The sequence below is a fragment of the Bacillus sp. FSL P2-0099 genome, assembly GCF_038007445.1.
Classification (GTDB): Bacteria; Bacillota; Bacilli; order Bacillales; family Bacillaceae_G; genus Bacillus_A; species Bacillus_A mycoides.
In genome coordinates this window covers 4502947-4519771 of the sequence record NZ_JBBOXE010000001.1, presented here as the reverse complement: position 1 = coordinate 4519771, position 16825 = coordinate 4502947, and the positions used below count along the sequence as shown (strand labels likewise).

18 protein-coding genes and 2 other annotated features are annotated in these 16825 nt (G+C 36.4%); of the genes, 13 read left to right on the top strand and 5 right to left on the bottom strand.

The features are described 5' to 3' along the window. Positions 1 to 117 precede the first annotated feature (117 nt). The 11 genes from speD to MKY90_RS23320 all read left to right on the top strand — a co-directional run bounded on the left by speD (position 118) and on the right by MKY90_RS23320 (position 10872). Positions 118 to 501, top strand: coding sequence for an adenosylmethionine decarboxylase (gene speD, locus MKY90_RS23370; RefSeq protein ID WP_002003660.1), 384 nt, complete (start codon positions 118 to 120; stop codon positions 499 to 501). A 196-nt stretch (positions 502 to 697) separates the two neighbouring features. Beyond that, positions 698 to 1159, top strand: a complete 462-nt coding sequence (gene nrdR / locus MKY90_RS23365; protein ID WP_001203686.1) for a transcriptional regulator NrdR — start codon at positions 698 to 700, stop codon at positions 1157 to 1159. A gap of 145 nt (positions 1160 to 1304) precedes the next feature. Beyond that, positions 1305 to 2711: a replication initiation and membrane attachment family protein gene (locus MKY90_RS23360; RefSeq protein WP_002015474.1), complete on the top strand. Its 1407-nt coding sequence runs from the start codon at positions 1305 to 1307 to the stop codon at positions 2709 to 2711. 33 nt (positions 2712 to 2744) lie between these two features. Continuing rightward, a complete protein-coding gene (dnaI, locus tag MKY90_RS23355; RefSeq protein ID WP_002015473.1) occupies positions 2745 to 3683 on the top strand; it encodes a primosomal protein DnaI in 939 nt (312 codons plus the stop codon). Between the two features lie 389 nt (positions 3684 to 4072). Further along, positions 4073 to 4954, top strand: coding sequence for a putative sporulation protein YtxC (ytxC, locus tag MKY90_RS23350; RefSeq protein WP_061673936.1), 882 nt, complete (start codon positions 4073 to 4075; stop codon positions 4952 to 4954). Between the two features lie 31 nt (positions 4955 to 4985). Further along, positions 4986 to 5213, top strand: a binding site (T-box leader). A 48-nt stretch (positions 5214 to 5261) separates the two neighbouring features. Next, complete coding sequence (gene thrS, locus MKY90_RS23345) at positions 5262 to 7199, top strand: threonine--tRNA ligase (protein ID WP_002034275.1); 1938 nt, start codon at positions 5262 to 5264, stop codon at positions 7197 to 7199. 206 nt (positions 7200 to 7405) lie between these two features. Further along, positions 7406 to 7526: a sequence feature (ribosomal protein L20 leader region), on the top strand. Positions 7527 to 7589: 63 nt separating this feature from the next. Next, complete coding sequence (gene infC / locus MKY90_RS23340; protein ID WP_002015470.1) at positions 7590 to 8093, top strand: translation initiation factor IF-3; 504 nt, start codon at positions 7590 to 7592, stop codon at positions 8091 to 8093. A 21-nt stretch (positions 8094 to 8114) separates the two neighbouring features. Next, positions 8115 to 8315, top strand: a complete 201-nt coding sequence (rpmI, locus tag MKY90_RS23335) for a 50S ribosomal protein L35 (protein ID WP_001125945.1) — start codon at positions 8115 to 8117, stop codon at positions 8313 to 8315. A gap of 38 nt (positions 8316 to 8353) precedes the next feature. After that, the gene (gene rplT, locus MKY90_RS23330) at positions 8354 to 8710 is read left to right on the top strand and encodes a 50S ribosomal protein L20 (protein ID WP_001138364.1); all 357 of its coding nucleotides are present in this window, start codon (positions 8354 to 8356) and stop codon (positions 8708 to 8710) included. A 515-nt stretch (positions 8711 to 9225) separates the two neighbouring features. Continuing rightward, positions 9226 to 9717 carry a dUTP diphosphatase gene (locus MKY90_RS23325; RefSeq protein WP_002015469.1) on the top strand — a complete coding sequence of 164 codons (492 nt, stop codon included), beginning with the start codon at positions 9226 to 9228 and terminating at the stop codon, positions 9715 to 9717. Between the two features lie 69 nt (positions 9718 to 9786). Beyond that, positions 9787 to 10872, top strand: a complete 1086-nt coding sequence (locus MKY90_RS23320) for a M42 family metallopeptidase (RefSeq protein ID WP_002088917.1) — start codon at positions 9787 to 9789, stop codon at positions 10870 to 10872. 41 nt (positions 10873 to 10913) lie between these two features. On the opposite strand, the gene MKY90_RS23315 is transcribed toward MKY90_RS23320, so the two are convergent. Next, positions 10914 to 11531: a TetR/AcrR family transcriptional regulator gene (locus MKY90_RS23315; RefSeq protein WP_002015467.1), complete on the bottom strand. Its 618-nt coding sequence runs from the start codon at positions 11529 to 11531 to the stop codon at positions 10914 to 10916. Positions 11532 to 11827: 296 nt separating this feature from the next. Here MKY90_RS23315 and MKY90_RS23310 point away from each other — a divergent pair, with 296 nt between their 5' ends. Then, the gene (locus MKY90_RS23310; RefSeq protein WP_002190842.1) at positions 11828 to 12481 is read left to right on the top strand and encodes an HlyD family secretion protein; all 654 of its coding nucleotides are present in this window, start codon (positions 11828 to 11830) and stop codon (positions 12479 to 12481) included. 12 nt (positions 12482 to 12493) lie between these two features. Beyond that, positions 12494 to 14287, top strand: coding sequence for a DHA2 family efflux MFS transporter permease subunit (locus MKY90_RS23305; protein ID WP_063218382.1), 1794 nt, complete (start codon positions 12494 to 12496; stop codon positions 14285 to 14287). 21 nt (positions 14288 to 14308) lie between these two features. Here the strand turns inward: MKY90_RS23305 and MKY90_RS23300 are convergent, their stop codons facing one another. The 4 genes from MKY90_RS23300 to MKY90_RS23285 form a co-directional block, all read right to left on the bottom strand. Beyond that, complete coding sequence (locus tag MKY90_RS23300) at positions 14309 to 14665, bottom strand: hypothetical protein (RefSeq protein WP_016102978.1); 357 nt, start codon at positions 14663 to 14665, stop codon at positions 14309 to 14311. Positions 14666 to 14689: 24 nt separating this feature from the next. After that, positions 14690 to 15061, bottom strand: coding sequence for a hypothetical protein (locus MKY90_RS23295; RefSeq protein WP_063218383.1), 372 nt, complete (start codon positions 15059 to 15061; stop codon positions 14690 to 14692). Positions 15062 to 15203: 142 nt separating this feature from the next. Further along, on the bottom strand, positions 15204 to 15917 hold the full coding sequence (locus MKY90_RS23290) for a CPBP family intramembrane glutamic endopeptidase (RefSeq protein ID WP_061673930.1): 714 nt from the start codon (positions 15915 to 15917) through the stop codon (positions 15204 to 15206). Positions 15918 to 16056: 139 nt separating this feature from the next. Next, positions 16057 to 16614, bottom strand: coding sequence for an HD domain-containing protein (locus MKY90_RS23285; RefSeq protein WP_002067431.1), 558 nt, complete (start codon positions 16612 to 16614; stop codon positions 16057 to 16059). Positions 16615 to 16825 lie beyond the last annotated feature (211 nt).

Genomic DNA, 16825 nt, shown 5'->3' with positions numbered 1-16825 from the left:
TTAGGACCTCTCTGGACTAACTTTCCCCCGTGGTAGTGGAGCAAGCCAAATTGCAAATTAGTTTTCAATTCGAACAGTTAGAATAAATTTACAAGGGGGAACTGTAGAATGGATACTATGGATACGATGGGTCGTCACGTGATCGCTGAACTTTGGGATTGCGATTTCGACAAGCTTAATGACATGCCGTATATTGAACAATTATTTGTGGATGCAGCACTAAGAGCTGGTGCTGAAGTACGTGAGGTTGCTTTTCATAAATTTGCACCACAAGGTGTAAGTGGAGTGGTAATTATCTCGGAATCACATTTAACAATTCATAGCTTTCCGGAGCACGGTTATGCAAGTATTGATGTTTATACTTGTGGGGATCGTATTGATCCAAATGTTGCTGCAGAATATATTGCAGAAGGTTTAAACGCGAAAACGCGTGAGAGCATCGAGCTTCCTCGAGGCACTGGTAGCTTCGAAATTAAGCAGAGAGAAACAAAAGCTCTTTAAAAAAGAACATAATTGATTTAAAATGTAAAGAGGTGTATAATGCACCTCTTTTTTAGTTTATATAAAATAGGATCACGATATGTAATAACTTAGAGTGGTCATTATAGAAGAATGAGTTATATAATATTGTATATATATTTTCACATGTAGGTGAGTAGCGAAAGAATAAAGATTATAGTGTAAAGGAGTGAATGAATTGCGTTGTCCATCCTGTTTTCATAATGGAACAAGAGTGTTAGATTCGCGTCCGGTAGACGAGGGGCGCTCTATTCGAAGAAGAAGAGAGTGTGAAAGTTGTTTAAGTCGCTTTACGACATTTGAAAGAGTAGAAGAATCACCTCTTATCGTTGTTAAAAAAGAAGGAACACGAGAAGAGTTTAATAAAGAGAAAATTTTACGCGGTTTAATTAAAGCGTGTGAAAAAAGACCTGTATCTTTAAGGCAGTTAGAGGAAGTAACACAAAGTGTGGAGCGTGAACTTCGTAACTTAGGTATATCAGAAGTGAAAAGTGATATGATTGGTGAAATTGTTATGGAAGAACTTCGTGATATTGATGATGTTGCTTACGTACGTTTTGCTTCTGTGTATCGTCAATTTAAAGATTTAAATGTATTTATTGAAGAATTAAAAGATATACTGCAAAAAGAGAGAGAGTAGAAGGAATCTCTTTATATACTGTAAGTAAACGAGATAAGAGAGCTAGAAGCGGAAGCTAATAGCTCTTTTTCGCTAATAAATTATATAATAAAGATAGAACGAGTGAAATGTAGGCTAGATTGGATGAGAGAAAGGAAAAGCAAGAATGGAAAAACAGTCATGGATGGAGCTATTGCCGATTGATCGTTATAAAGTAAGTGCGAAAGGGTTGTTACATAATTACGACCGGAAAGTATTAACGATGTTGTATCAGCCGTTAATAGGTAGTAGAGCTTTTAGCTTATACATGACACTATGGGGAGAGTTAGAGCAAGATCGTGTGTTTGGAAAAGAGAATACACATCACTCCCTTATGGTGACTATGCAAATGCAACTTCCTGAAATATATGGGGAACGAGTAAAGTTAGAAGCGATTGGTCTTTTAAATGTATATATTAAGAAAGAAAAAGATATTCGGATGTTTATATATGAATTGCAACCACCTTTATCTCCGAAGCAGTTTTTTGATGATATTGTTTTAAGTATCTTTTTATATAATCGCTTGAGTCGGACAAAATACAACCAAGTAAAGCAATATTTCTTAGAAGAAGAATTCGATTTTGCTTCTTATGAAAATGTTACGCGCTCCTTCAACGATATATTTGATTCGTTTAACCCAGGTCAGTTTGAATATGCGCAAGAAGAACTGCGTATCCCGAAAACGACAATTATGCCAAGTAACGAGAATGGGGATGCTCCGAAAGTTTGGAACGATTTCTTTGATTTCTCTTTATTTGTAGACGGACTATCAGCCCTTGTTCCTAAAAAGGCGATTACAGATCAAGTGAGAGAATGTGTTATTACACTCGCTTATGTGTACGGTGTGGATGTGTTATCGATGCAAAATATCGTTCTTGGCGCAGTGACAGAAGTGCAAACAATTGATATCGAAAGGCTTCGGAAGGGAGCACGCGATTGGTATCAATTCGAAAATGGTCAAGCGTTACCTGTATTAAGTGAAAGAGTGCAACCTCATGCTGCTCGTACAATGAAAGAGAAAGAGCCATCTACGCAAGAAGAGATGCTAATGAAACAGTTAGAGGAAATCTCGCCAAAACAACTATTGAAAGAGATTTCAGGCGGTGCAGAGGCGACGAAAGCGGACTTGCAAATCGTTGAGGATGTAATGATAAATCAAAAGTTAACGCCAGGGGTTGTGAATGTACTTATTTATTACGTTATGCTACGCTCAGATATGAAGCTTGCTAAAACGTATGTCGAGAAGATTGCTGGACATTGGGCGCGAAAAAAGGTCGGTACAGTAGGCGAGGCGATGGCGCTAGCGAAAGAAGAGAATCGTCAATATCAAGAGTGGGCTGAGACGAAGAAAAAAGGTCGTACAGCGAAGAAAACAGTGCGAAAAGAAATGGTACCAGATTGGCTTAAAGAAGAGTCGAAAGAAGAAGAGAAAGAACCTGTAAAAAATGACGTAAGTGCGAAAAAAGATGCAAGTACGTTAGAAGATGAACGGAAACGATTAGAAGAAGTATTGAAAAAATATAAGCGTGATTAATAAAAGAAAATGAACGCTCTTTGAGGTGAGAAAATGGAGCATATTCAAAATTCATTTACGAAATTAATGGAAAATAAAAACTTTAAAAATAGATATGAAGTCTTAAAGGCAGAAGTGATGGCGCACCCTCGTGTGAAAGAATTTATAGACGAACATAAAGGTGAAGTAACGACTTCTATGATTGAACGAAGTCTTGTGAAGTTATATGAATATATTGGACAAAGTGTAGGGTGTGCGGATTGTCCAGATTTAGGGTCATGTAAAAATATGCTACAAGGATATGAGCCGAAGCTCGTCATTCAAGGTAAGATGATTGATATTCAATACGATCGTTGTATTAGAAAAGTAGCATATGATGAGAGAAAAAAATATGAAAAACTCGTTCAAAGTGTATATATGCCAGTTGACATTTTGCAGGCAACTATGGAAAATTTAGACCCTTCAGATTTAGATGCACGTATTGATGCAATAGGTGCAACGAATGAATTTTTAAACACATACGAACCAGGTAAAAAAGCACAAGGTTTATATTTGTACGGTAAATTTGGTGTAGGGAAAACGTATCTTTTAGGGGCAATTGCAAATGAGCTTGCGCGAAAGAAAATTAGTTCGATGCTCGTATACTTCCCTGAATTTTTACGTGAAATCAAAAGTTCGATTCAAGATAATTCGATTAGCGGAAAGATTGATGCTGTCAAACGTGTACAAGTATTAATGTTAGATGATATCGGGGCAGAAGCGATGTCAAGTTTTGTACGTGATGATGTACTCGGTGCAATCTTGCAATTCCGTATGTTGGAAAACTTACCGACGTTCTTTACATCTAACTTTGATTTCAAACAGTTGGAACATCATTTAACGTATACACAGCGCGGTGAAGCAGAAGAGATGAAAGCGGCCCGTATTATGGAACGAATTAAATATTTAGCGAAGCCAATCCCAATTGGCGGGAAGAATCGTCGTAATAAGTAAAGAGCGAGCTGAGAAGCTTGCTCTTTTTTATCCCGCTATTGGCGGGCAGTAAGACTCCCACCTCAAAATTCGGCTGTAAAGCAAAGAAGTTAGGTGGGAGCCCTGCTGCCCGTAAAAGCCCGATTGGTGCGGGCTAATAATCAGTGAACGATGGACAAAACCTCCACTGATTAAAGTTTCACTTTATTTTAATCATTTTTTCAGAGTAGCTTGTATCATTTTTTTCTCCCTCCCTTAATATATATAAAATTAGCAAGCCATATCGAGTGGATGTTCTAACAATGGGAGATAGGTTTCTACTAAGAGTGAACTTCCATAGATCGGACTCTTATAGGATTTGTAACGTATAGATGCAATCCTTTAGAGCGGGGATAAAAGGGGGGACAAAAGTGATTGAAATTTGCTTCGAAGAAAAAAATGATGCTGTGTACGTATACAGACAACTAACGAAAAGAACAGAATCCTTATATAAGGAAACAAGTGTATATTTAAACGAACAAAAGGTTGTTATTCATATACCATTATGTGAATCAAATTATATTGAAAAGATTTTATTGCCAGTATTACTATATTTCATTATGAATGTGAAACAAAATGAATGGATTCATACCATTTTAAAGGAAAAGTTTTTTTATGAAGAACAAGAAGAGTGTCATCAAATATTGCATATGGCACATGAGATTTTAAAGGAAAGAAGAAAAGGAGTATCTAGTGATTTAACACGTCAAAAATTTGAATCTTATATTGCGTCGTCTTTGAATGATTGGCTTTGTGATCCGCTCTCATTCTCGTTTTCATCATACGTTCGTTTTCGTCTTCGTACATATAGGGAAATGGTAACTAAGCTTGCTGAAGTTGCAATTGATGAGTATAAGATGGAGCAGGAATACCAAATATTCATTGAGACACTTCGCCAACAAGTAAGTAGCCGGAAATCACGTTTGTCCTGTGTACATCTTATTTTTGATGAAAGTTTTATTTTCTATGATGATAAAGGTAGGCGTTTAAAACAGGAGAAATTGGTTCAATATATAGATGAAGAATTATTAAAGAAACAGGATGTATATATCGATACGAAAGTAATTGCACCACTTCTTTCTATTTCGCCGAAAAAGATTTATTTATATACGAAAGAACAAGATCATAATATGATTATTACTTTGCGAAATGTATTTCAGGAACGAGTGCAACTACATGGATTACATGAGTTTGAGCGCAATGTGAAAAATTTAAAAAATAAAGGTAACGCCCTTGATTTTCTAAGTTTTTGAGCATATAATTACCTACATAAATGAAATATATTGAAATGTCATGATGAGGACATGGGTAGTTTTCTACGATTTTCAGAGAGGGAAGCCTTAGGGTGTGAGCTTCCTAGTACGGGATAATTACTTACCACCTCTAAACTTTAGCAGTGAACGTTTTTCTAGTAATTGCTAACGGACAACACCGTTATGTTGAACTTGAGCAATTAACAATAAGGTTAATTGGAACAAGGGTGGAACCACGAATTCAACACTCGTCCCTTTTTATGGGATGAGTGTTTTTTATTTTGAAAAAAAAGAGGAGTGACCAGTGATGGCAGATGTAGTTAAAATTACTTTCCCTGATGGAGCTGTGAAGGAGTTTCCAAAAGGAGTAACAACTGAAGAAATCGCAGCTTCTATTAGCCCAGGCTTAAAGAAAAAAGCTGTGGCTGGAAAATTAAACGATGAGATGATCGATCTTGTTACACCAATCGAAGAAGATGGTGCAGTTTCTATTATTACATTAGATTCTGAAGATGGCTTATATATTTTACGCCACTCAACAGCTCACCTTTTAGCACAAGCGTTAAAACGTTTATATAAAGATGTTAAGCTTGAGCTTGGCATTGGTCCAGTAATCGAAAATGGCTTCTACTACGATATTGATATGGAAGAAGCAATTACAGTTGAAGACTTCAAGAAAATCGAAAAAGAAATGCAAAAAATCGTGAACGAAAACTTAGAAATCGTTCGTCATGAAGTACCGCGTGCAGAAGCACTTCGTCGCTTTGAAGAAATCGGCGATGAGTTAAAATTAGATTTAATTAACGATCTTCCAGAAGATGCAGTTATTTCAATCTATGAGCAAGGCGAATTCTTCGACCTTTGCCGTGGTGTTCACCTTCCATCTACAGGGAAGATTAAAGTGTTTAAATTATTAAGTGTTGCTGGTGCTTACTGGCGCGGCGATAGCAATAATAAAATGTTACAACGTATTTACGGTACTGGATTCGTTAAGAAAGCAGAATTAGATGAGCACTTACGTATGCTTGAAGAAGCGAAAGAGCGCGATCACCGTAAATTAGGTAAAGAGTTAAAACTATTTACTAATAGCCAAAAAGTAGGACAAGGTTTACCACTTTGGTTACCAAAAGGTGCAACAATTCGCCGTATTATCGAGCGTTACATCGTTGATAAAGAAGCAAGCTTAGGCTATGATCACGTATACACTCCAGTATTAGGAAGTAGAGAGCTTTATGAAACTTCTGGTCACTGGAACCATTACCGTGATGGCATGTTCCCATCAATGGAAATGGATAATGAAGAGTTAGTTCTTCGTCCAATGAACTGCCCTCACCATATGATGGTTTATAAAAATGATATTCACAGCTACCGTGAATTACCAATCCGTATTGCGGAACTTGGAACAATGCACCGCTATGAAATGTCTGGAGCATTATCTGGATTACAACGTGTACGCGGAATGACTTTAAATGATGCGCACATTTTCGTTCGTCCAGATCAAATTAAAGAAGAATTAAAACGTGTTGTAAACTTAACGTTAGAAGTGTACAAAGATTTCGGTTTAGAAAACTATTCATTCCGTCTATCTTATCGTGACCCAGCAGATACTAAAAAGTATTATGCTGATGATGAGATGTGGGAAAAAGCACAAGGTATGTTAAAAGAAGCTATGGATGAAATGGGTCTTGATTACTATGAAGCTGAAGGTGAAGCGGCATTCTATGGTCCGAAACTTGACGTTCAAGTTCGTACTGCTCTTGGAAAAGACGAAACACTTTCAACTGTACAATTAGACTTCTTACTTCCAGAACGCTTTGAATTAACTTACGTTGGTGAAGACGGTAAACAACATCGTCCAGTTGTAATTCACCGTGGTGTTGTATCAACTATGGAACGTTTCGTAGCCTTCTTAATTGAAGAATACAAAGGCGCATTCCCAACTTGGTTAGCTCCAGTTCAGGCGCAAGTAATTCCAGTTTCTCCGCAAGTACATTTAGACTATGCGAAGAAAGTACAAGATGAATTACGACGTGCTGGTATCCGTGTTGAATTAGACACTCGTGAAGAGAAAATTGGTTACAAAATCCGTGAAGCACAAATGCAAAAGATTCCGTACATGCTTGTAGTAGGTGACAATGAAGTTACTGAAAATGGCGTTAACGTACGTAAATATGGTGAACAAAAATCAGAAACAATCGCATTAGATGCGTTTGTTGACATGATTAAGGTAGAAGGAAAACGATAAGAAAGAGCCGCGGTATACCGCGGCTTTTTTATGTATTATAAAAAAGGAAATCTAGAAAAAATAACCAAACAATACTTATCATAAAAAAGTATTGCAAGTATGCTGGTTGTTTGTTACAATATTTCTTGTTGTTAGTAAAACACATCGCGTCTTCTTGACAGACGTCATGTCCTATGATAAACTCATCAAGGATAATAGAATATGGTTTTGACAAGTAGAAGCACCCGCTTCTCACCTGATGGACGCATTCGCAGTTAGCAGGTAAATGTATTTCTTACTAAAGATATTACAAGTGTGGGTGCCGTGTGCCCGCACTTTTTTTGTTCGGGTTCTACAATTGCAAAACGTATTCTAAGAAAACCTTGGAGGTGGCTTACTATTAGCAAGGATATGATGATTAACGAGCAAATTCGTGCACGTGAAGTACGCTTAGTTGGCGCAAACGGCGATCAACTTGGAATCAAGTCTCGTAATGACGCTTTAGACTTAGCTGCAGGTCTTAATCTTGATTTAGTATTGGTTGCTCCAAATGCGAAACCACCAGTATGCCGCATTATGGACTACGGTAAATTCCGCTTTGAGCAACAGAAGAAAGAAAAAGAACAGCGCAAAAATCAAAAAGTAATTAGCATGAAAGAAGTTCGTTTAAGTCCAACAATTGATGAACATGACTTTAACACAAAACTTCGTAATGCTGTCAAGTTTTTAGAGAAAGGCGACAAGGTTAAAGCGTCAATTCGCTTTAAAGGACGTGCCATTACTCATAAAGAAATCGGTCAACGTGTTTTAGATCGCTTCTCAGAAGCTTGTGCTGAAGTTAGTACAATTGAATCTAAGCCTAAAATGGAAGGACGTAGTATGTTCTTAGTTTTAGCACCGAAAAACGATAAGTAATAGATAGAGGAGGAAATACCTATGCCTAAACAAAAAACTCATCGCGGCGCTGCAAAGCGTTTCAAAAAGACTGGATCTGGTAAACTGAAGCGTTCTCACGCTTACACAAGCCATTTATTCGCTAACAAATCTACAAAAGCTAAACGTAAACTACGTAAAGCTGGTGTAGTTAGCGCTGGTGACTTCAAACGCATTCGTCAAATGCTTGACAACTTAAAATAAGTTCGGCTGATATATAGAACAAACTAGGAGGTAATATTATGCCAAGAGTAAAAGGTGGTACAGTTACTCGTCAACGTCGTAAAAAAGTTATAAAATTAGCAAAAGGTTACTACGGTTCTAAGAGTACATTATTTAAGGTTGCTAACCAACAGGTTATGAAATCTCTAATGTATGCATTCCGTGACCGTCGTCAAAAGAAACGTGACTTCCGTAAATTATGGATTACACGTATCAACGCAGCAGCTCGTATGAATGGTCTTTCTTACAGCCGCTTAATGCACGGTTTAAAAAATGCTGGCATCGAAGTTAACCGCAAGATGCTTGCTGACTTAGCTGTTCATGACGAAAAAGCTTTCGCTGAATTAGCAACAGTTGCAAAAAACAACATTAACTAATTGTTTAAAACCTTAGAAGATTTTCTTCTAAGGTTTTTTTATTTGTATTTATTGTAAAATCAGCCACTTATTATCGTTATTTCTTGCTCAAGTATATTAAGATGTGCTTGTAAGAATTTTTGTAACGATAACGTGGAGACTTTTACATGAAAGTAGGAAAGATTAACGGATGTGTCGTTATCGATATGACAAAATCAATATAAAAGCTATAGCGATATAAAAGAATATATATATAAACTCAGGAGAATCCTCCTGACTTTTTTTATTTGAACTCATTCGTGAGAAGTGCATCTTTCCTAGCAGAAACGACACTGCTATAATGGAAAGATGATATGGAACTTTCATCAAGTGAACAATATATGAGTGATGATTGAAACGTATTTGCAAATTAAGGACAAGCTATCTTTATAAAGATGTAGGTAGCTGACTTGTTAATAAGAAACGAAAAATAATAATGAACTTTGAGATGAAACAACATTGTTGCGGAAAATGCGATGTTGGAGGAGGACAATAGAATGGACTTACTACAACTATTTAAATTACAAAAAGAATTAGATGACCGTATTGTGAAAGAACATGACTTACAACCGAAAAAATTGTTAAAAGAAAAAATGTTAGCTCTTCTTGTAGAAATTGGAGAACTTGCAAATGAAACACGTTGTTTTAAATATTGGAGCAATAAACCAGCTTCAGAACGTGAAGTAATATTAGAAGAATACGTAGATGGTTTACATTTTATTTTATCAATCGGAATCGATTTAGGAATTGATAAAAACTTCTTATTCTATAAATGTGCGCAAACGAATAAAACACAAGTGGAAATTTTCTTAGACACATATGCGAAAGTAATTCGTTTTACAGATCAACCTTCTATTACGAACTATATTGAACTATTTACAAGCTATCTTCGCCTTGGACAAGCGCTTGAATTTGAACAAGATGAAATTGAAAAAGCATATTTGGATAAAAATGAAGTAAATCATCAGCGTCAAACACAAGGATACTAATTTAATTTTTGAATATTTCAATTTCCTTTTGTATAATAAAGTGACTGAAGAAAAAGGAGGGTGTTGGCAATGATAAAATTAGACGAGACATTGACAATGCTAAAAGAATTAACAGACGCACGCGGTATTGCGGGTAACGAGCGCGAACCACGTGAAGTAATGAAGAAATATATTGAGCCGTTTGCAGATGAACTTTCTACTGACAATTTAGGAAGTTTAGTTGCGAAAAAAGTTGGGGAAGAAAACGGCCCGAAAATTATGGTTGCAGGTCATTTAGATGAAGTCGGATTTATGATTACGCAAATTGATGACAAAGGCTTCCTTCGTTTCCAAACGGTGGGTGGCTGGTGGTCGCAAGTTATGCTTGCACAGCGCGTAACGATTGTAACGCGTAAAGGAGATGTAACAGGTGTAATTGGTTCAAAACCACCGCACATTTTACCTCCAGAAGCTCGTAAAAAGCCAGTTGAAATTAAAGACATGTTCATCGATATTGGTGCTTCTAGCCAAGAAGAAGCGATGGAGTGGGGCATACGACCAGGAGATCAAGTTGTACCGTACTTCGAATTCCAAGTGATGAAGAATGAAAAGATGTTACTTGCAAAAGCATGGGATAACCGAATTGGTTGTGCAATTGCAATTGACGTATTAAAACAATTAAAAGATGAAAAGCATCCAAACGTTGTATACGGCGTTGGGACTGTACAAGAAGAAGTTGGTCTTCGTGGTGCGAAAACATCTGCAAACTATATTAAGCCAGATATCGCATTCGCAGTAGATGTAGGTATTGCTGGTGATACACCAGGTGTAACGGCAAAAGAAGCACAAAGTAAAATGGGTGATGGTCCGCAGATCATTCTATATGATGCTTCTGTTATTGGTCATACAGGTTTACGTGATTTCGTTGTTGATGTTGCGGATGAATTACAAATTCCATATCAGTATGATTCTGTAGCGGGCGGGGGAACGGACGCAGGAGCAATTCACATTTCTGTAAATGGTATCCCATCTATGGCAATTACGATTGCGACACGCTACATTCATTCTCATGCAGCGATGTTACATCGTGATGATTATGAAAACGCGGTGAAGTTAATTGTAGAAGTTATTAAACGTCTTGATAAAGAGGCTGTACATAACATTACATTTAATTAATAGAAAAAAGCGAAGGATAACCTCCTTCGCTTTTTTCATTTTTAAAACGGTCTTTCTAATCCTGCTGCAGTATGAGCTCCTAAAATAATTAAGCGAGTTAATTGCATTGCCATGAAATGTGGGGTATAAATCATGCCTCTTTTTAACCATGACATAATCATTCCGATATGAGCGCCTGTAACATAACTAATAAGAATATCACGAGGGACCATAAGGTCTTCATCATCTGGCTGGGAAATAGATAGGCTTAATGTTAAATGTGTTTGAATTGTTTTCATCATTTTATAAGAATAGTTTCCAGCTGCCTTATCGCCGAGCATAACGTTATAGAAATTAGTATTATCTGCGATATGCTCAAACAAAGCTAAAAAAGTTGGATGCGGTGAATCAAAAGTGAGCTGAAAATCTTCTTTATTTCGATTTTGTGGTTTAATTACTGCAGCTAGTTTTTCTAACATTTCTTCTATGCTTTTTTCTAATAAATCATATTTATCATGGTAATGGCTATAAAATGTAGCGCGATTTACAGGAGCGCGTTCCGCGATATGTTGCACAGTTACATTTTCGAAGCCCTTTTCGCCTACTAAAGCGACAAAAGCATCCTGTATGAGTTGTCTCGTTCGTTTTACACGTGGATCATTTGTATTTTTAATAGACATTTTTACTTCACCTCGTTTAATTTTTTAACCTTAAACAACACATGTATAGTGTAATGTTGTTTAAACAACATATAGGTTTAAATTGTTGGTTGTAGATTCGGGATAATTATTTATAATTATAAACGATAGTCCTTTAGAAATCAGCACCGCTAGGATGCAGACAAAACATAGTTTGCGTCGTAAAAGGTGTGCTTTTTTTGTTTAAAGGTTAATATAATTAACAATTAAACAATATAAACACTAAGGATATAAATAGTTTAGAAAAAAATTATATGCGATATAAGGAGAGGAATGCAATGAATCAGTTTCGAAGAATGGTAATTATCAACATTATCACATTAATTGTATTAGTTGGCGGCGGTATTGGCGGTTATTACTATTACAATCAAGCGGAAAACTATTTAAAAACAGAAAATGCAAAGATTGACGGGAAAGTAATCCCAATTGCATCACCAGTAGCAGGTAAATTAACAGACTGGAAAGCTGAAGTCGGAAAAAATTACAATGAGAACGATAAATTAGGTGCGGTTACTGTAGCAGGAGCAAATGGTGAGCAAACAGTAGATGTAACAATTCCGCAAAATGCAACAGTTGTACAATCAAATGCAACAACTAATGCGTTCGTTGGGGCAGGTAGCCCGATTGCTTATGCATTTGATATGAGCAATTTATGGGTAACAGCAAATATTGAAGAAACAAATATTGATGATGTTCAAAAAGGCCAAACAGTAGATGTGTATGTAGACGCATACCCAGATACAACGTTAACGGGAAAAGTAGAACAAGTTGGATTAACAACGGCGAATACATTCTCGATGTTGCCATCAAGTAACGCAACAGCAAACTATACGAAAGTAAAGCAAGTTGTACCAGTTAAAGTTTCTTTAGATCATAGTAAATCAGTAAATATTGTTCCTGGAATGAATGTGTCAGTTCGTATTCATAAGTAAGGGGGAGATGAGATGTCCTCAATTGCAATTGTAGGATATGCACTATTTTGTATAATCGTCTTCTTCCTTGTAAATCGTCTTTTACGAAAGAAAAAAACGAATTTGGGAGAAGAACAAGTCCCAGCCGTAAGTAAGATAGAAGTAAGTCAAGCAGAAACAGTAGAGAAAGAACTTGAACAAAAACAAGAAACAGAAGCTTCTAACGTAGTGGAATTAGAAACAGGGAAGCAAGAGCAAGTAAAACAGGAAAAAGAAATGCTGAAGAGACAATTGCCGGTAGAGAATGTGAATGTAAAGGCAGTTGTAGCTGTATTAATTCTCGGTATGTTCGTTTCTATTTTAAACCAAACGATCATTAATGTTGCACTGCCTCCATTAATGAATGAATTTAACGTATCAACTTCAACAGCACAATGGTTAATTACAGGCTTCATGCTTGTAAACGGAATTTTAGTACCAATCAGTGCATTTTTAGTTTCACGATTTACGTATCGTAAATTATTCATAGCAGCAATGTTATTCTTCACTGTAGGATCTATCATTTGTGCTACATCAGGAAACTTTACAATGATGATGACAGGCCGTGTTGTTCAAGCGGTTGGTGCAGGTATTTTAATGCCAGTTGGTATGAATATCTTCATGACATTATTCCCGCCTAATAAACGCGGAGCAGCTATGGGGTTACTTGGGGTAGCGATGATTTTAGCACCAGCTATCGGACCAACTGTAACAGGTTGGGTAATTGAAAACTATAGCTGGAACTTAATGTTCTATGGGATGTTTGTTATCGGTTTAATTATTACGTTCTTATCTTTTAAATTCTTTACACTAGCTCAGCCAGTGTCCAAAACAAAGTTAGATGTATTCGGTGTTATTAGTTCAAGTATTGGACTAGGTAGCTTACTGTACGGATTTAGTGAAGCTGGAAATAATGGCTGGACTAGTGCAGAAGTTGTTATAACACTTATCATCGGTGTCATTGGTTTAGCTGTATTTATTTGGAGAGAGTTAACAACAGACAATAAAATGCTTGATTTACAAGTGTTTAAATATCCGACGTTCACTTTCACATTAGTAATTAACGCGATTGTAACGATGGCCTTATTCGGAGGTATGCTATTACTTCCAGTATACTTGCAAAACATTCGCGGTTTTACGCCGATGGAATCTGGTTTATTATTACTTCCAGGATCATTAATTATGGGGATCATGGGACCAGTTGCAGGTAAACTATTCGATAAGTATGGTATTCGTCCGTTAGCAATTGTCGGATTAGCCATTACAACATATGCGACATATAAATTTACAACGTTATCGATGGATACACCGTATAGCGTTATTATGACGGATTATATTATACGCTCAATTGGTATGTCATTCATTATGATGCCAATTATGACAGCTGGTATGAATGCACTGCCGATGAAATTAATTTCTCACGGTACAGCAACGCAAAATACGTCAAGACAAGTAGCTGGTTCAATTGGAACAGCGATATTAATCACGCTTATGACGCAACAAACTACTGCTCACGTAGCGGATTACGGCAATATGTTAACAACGTCAAACCCGATTTTAGTTGATAAAGTACACGGTATGGGCCAAAGCTTAGCGGCATTAGCCGGATCAGCTCAAGCAGGAGATGCGATGAGTACACAACTATTATTCGGACAAATTTCAAAGCTATCTGCAATTAACGGTATTAACGATGCCTTCTTAATTGCAACAATATTAGCCGGTATTGCTTGGGTGTTATCGTTCTTCTTACCATCAGGCAATAAACCAAATAGAAAAGCAGGGAATTAATTTCCCTGCTTTTTTGCCTTTTTAAAGAGTAAGATATAAAAAATGATAACCAGCTACGGAGCACAGCCCTGTTATAAACAAAATTGTTCCCATAGCACGAATGCTGGATATTTGTCTTCCACTTATAATAGCTAATAGTCCAGCTAAAGAGAAGAAACACCAATATAAAGTTCCTGAAATTGGAACCATCCCCTCTAAATCTATTCCAAAACCTATACAAATGATAGGAACAACAATAAGCGATATGCTAATTAAACCAGCTATAATAGTAAGTGATTTACGATATTTAATGCCAGCAATAATTAAAAAAATGCCAACGATGAATTGGCATAACATCAAAGTAAGAGCCAAAACCATCCAAGTTAATATTCCAAACACTTCTGTATTACCTCCGATAAAATATTATATATAGAATGAATCCCCTACAGACATAAGTACCCAGAAAATAACCCCTAATATGCCAGCGATAAAAATAATGAATCCCATATTACGTATACTTTTAATCTTTGCCTGTAATCCATTTAATCCTGCCAATAATCCAGTTAAAGAAAACAGTATCCAATATAAAGTAGTTGAAATAGGGAGGATCGTATCGCTATTCACCCCCATGCCCCAAAAAACAAAAGGTAGTGTGACAAAAGATAGGATAAGTAGCCCCATTAAACCCACAAATAATTTAAGATGTTTAATGCTAGTAATAATTAAAAAAATACCACCGAAAAATCCGCATAAAACAAGAAGTGGCATATAAAAAATCCAAAGTAAGCTCGACATAAATAATCTCCTTCTATGGTGATGAGTTATATTTTACTACATGAGGTTTATTTTGGATATTATTAATAAATATGTATAAATTGATAGAAATGAGAAGTGATGATACGAATTAATAAAAGAGGTATCGCGATGACACCTCTTTCTAACTCAAGAATGCTAACATATTATTCATAATATGAAATAACATAGCTGGAATAATGGATTTTGTTTTTTTACATAAAATAGCCATTAATAATCCCATGAAGAAAGTAATTACCATTACTCCAAGTGAGTATGTATGAGCGATACCGAAGAAGAAGCTTGTTATGATGGCTGCAATCCAAAATGGAAAGCGTTCTGAGAAGAAGCGAAGTATAAAACCACGGAAAATAAGCTCTTCAAAAATTGGTGTGAGTATAGCGAAGCCGAGAAGTAATAATATTTGATACTGCTTAAAAACGTCTAAGTTTAGTGCGGAAGATTGCTGCTTTGTTGCGTCTTGGAACACATAATTTAACAAGATGTAATTGAGTATAATGTTTATAGCGAAGAAAAGAAGTAAGTATACGTATGTACGCCATTCTTTAAGTACTTTAAAGTTAAAAGATTTTAGTAGTAATTTTTTTGCGGGTTCGAATTTAAAAATGAAGAATAACAACACGGCTAGTTGTAATACGATACTTGCAGTATTTGCAATAGATTCATACAGGGCAATTTGTTTTTTATCTGTAAGACCGGCTGTATAAATTGTTAAGGGCATTGCGAGGAACACAGTAATAAGTCCGGTTCCGAAAAAAGCGAATAAAACGGAGCTAATAAATTGTCCCCATGACATAGAGTATTTCTGCTCATTAGAAAGTTGTGTAACGGGTTGCATTTGTAAAATCACCTCTTTATATTTGTATATTTAATTATAAAGTATTTTACTTTTGAGTGTAACATTTAAATATTACATACAAAGGTGTATTTTTCGCAAAATAATAAAAGAGGTATCACCCTATAGTGATGCCTCTTTCTCATTGATAACTATGTTCTGCCTTGTCATTCAATTTCTTTTGCTCTATTTGTAATTCACGCTCTACCAATCGGTCTAATTGCTGAATTGCTTTCAATGCTTTTTCATAAGAAATAGTTCTATAATGGTGTGCGCCACCTGGTTCTTCATCGGCTTCATCCGCCCACTTAATAACATTTTGTAGAGGTGTTCTTTCAAGTGTTTGTTCTAGTAGGAAAGAATCAGTGTGCAGAAGAATTGCAACAGAAATTTCTTTTGCTAGTTTAGGATGTTCTCCTAATCTAATAAGCAATTTATGAGATCTTTCTGCCCCTTTAATCGCATGTATATCATTCTTTTTGTACAAGTCATAGTCCCATTCGCCGCCTGTGTACCACGTATGATGTCCGATATCATGAAGGAAGCCAGCCTTTGTCGCAGCATCGACTGAGGCGTGATGCTTTTTGGCTAAGTGAAACGCATGGTAAGCGACAGCAATCGCGTGGACCATTCCAGAACGGTTTACATATTTTTGTGTAATGTGATGTTTAAAAACTTGTTCAAGCGTAATACGTTGCATAAAACATTCACTCCTTTTATCCCGCTTTAACGGGCAATAAGATTCCCACCTTAAAATTTAGCGAATACGAGGAAGTTAGGTGGGGAATCAACTGCCCGTAAAAGCCCGATTGGTTCAACTAATAATCAGTGTGGGGGGGACCCCCACTGATTAAAGTTTCACTTTATCTAATGATGTACATGAAGAAAAACCGATCGGTTTAAATGTATTT

Coding starts and splice junctions, on each gene's coding strand:
- speD (WP_002003660.1), top strand. CDS start 118: ATGGATACGATGGGTCGTCACGTGATCGCTGAACTTTGGGATTGCGAT.
- MKY90_RS23360 (WP_002015474.1), top strand. CDS start 1,305: ATGGAAAAACAGTCATGGATGGAGCTATTGCCGATTGATCGTTATAAA.
- dnaI (WP_002015473.1), top strand. CDS start 2,745: ATGGAGCATATTCAAAATTCATTTACGAAATTAATGGAAAATAAAAAC.
- thrS (WP_002034275.1), top strand. CDS start 5,262: ATGGCAGATGTAGTTAAAATTACTTTCCCTGATGGAGCTGTGAAGGAG.
- infC (WP_002015470.1), top strand. CDS start 7,590: ATGATGATTAACGAGCAAATTCGTGCACGTGAAGTACGCTTAGTTGGC.
- rpmI (WP_001125945.1), top strand. CDS start 8,115: ATGCCTAAACAAAAAACTCATCGCGGCGCTGCAAAGCGTTTCAAAAAG.
- rplT (WP_001138364.1), top strand. CDS start 8,354: ATGCCAAGAGTAAAAGGTGGTACAGTTACTCGTCAACGTCGTAAAAAA.
- MKY90_RS23325 (WP_002015469.1), top strand. CDS start 9,226: ATGGACTTACTACAACTATTTAAATTACAAAAAGAATTAGATGACCGT.
- MKY90_RS23320 (WP_002088917.1), top strand. CDS start 9,787: ATGATAAAATTAGACGAGACATTGACAATGCTAAAAGAATTAACAGAC.
- MKY90_RS23315 (WP_002015467.1), bottom strand. CDS start 11,531: ATGTCTATTAAAAATACAAATGATCCACGTGTAAAACGAACGAGACAA.
- MKY90_RS23310 (WP_002190842.1), top strand. CDS start 11,828: ATGAATCAGTTTCGAAGAATGGTAATTATCAACATTATCACATTAATT.
- MKY90_RS23305 (WP_063218382.1), top strand. CDS start 12,494: ATGTCCTCAATTGCAATTGTAGGATATGCACTATTTTGTATAATCGTC.
- MKY90_RS23295 (WP_063218383.1), bottom strand. CDS start 15,061: ATGTCGAGCTTACTTTGGATTTTTTATATGCCACTTCTTGTTTTATGC.
- MKY90_RS23290 (WP_061673930.1), bottom strand. CDS start 15,917: ATGCAACCCGTTACACAACTTTCTAATGAGCAGAAATACTCTATGTCA.
- MKY90_RS23285 (WP_002067431.1), bottom strand. CDS start 16,614: ATGCAACGTATTACGCTTGAACAAGTTTTTAAACATCACATTACACAA.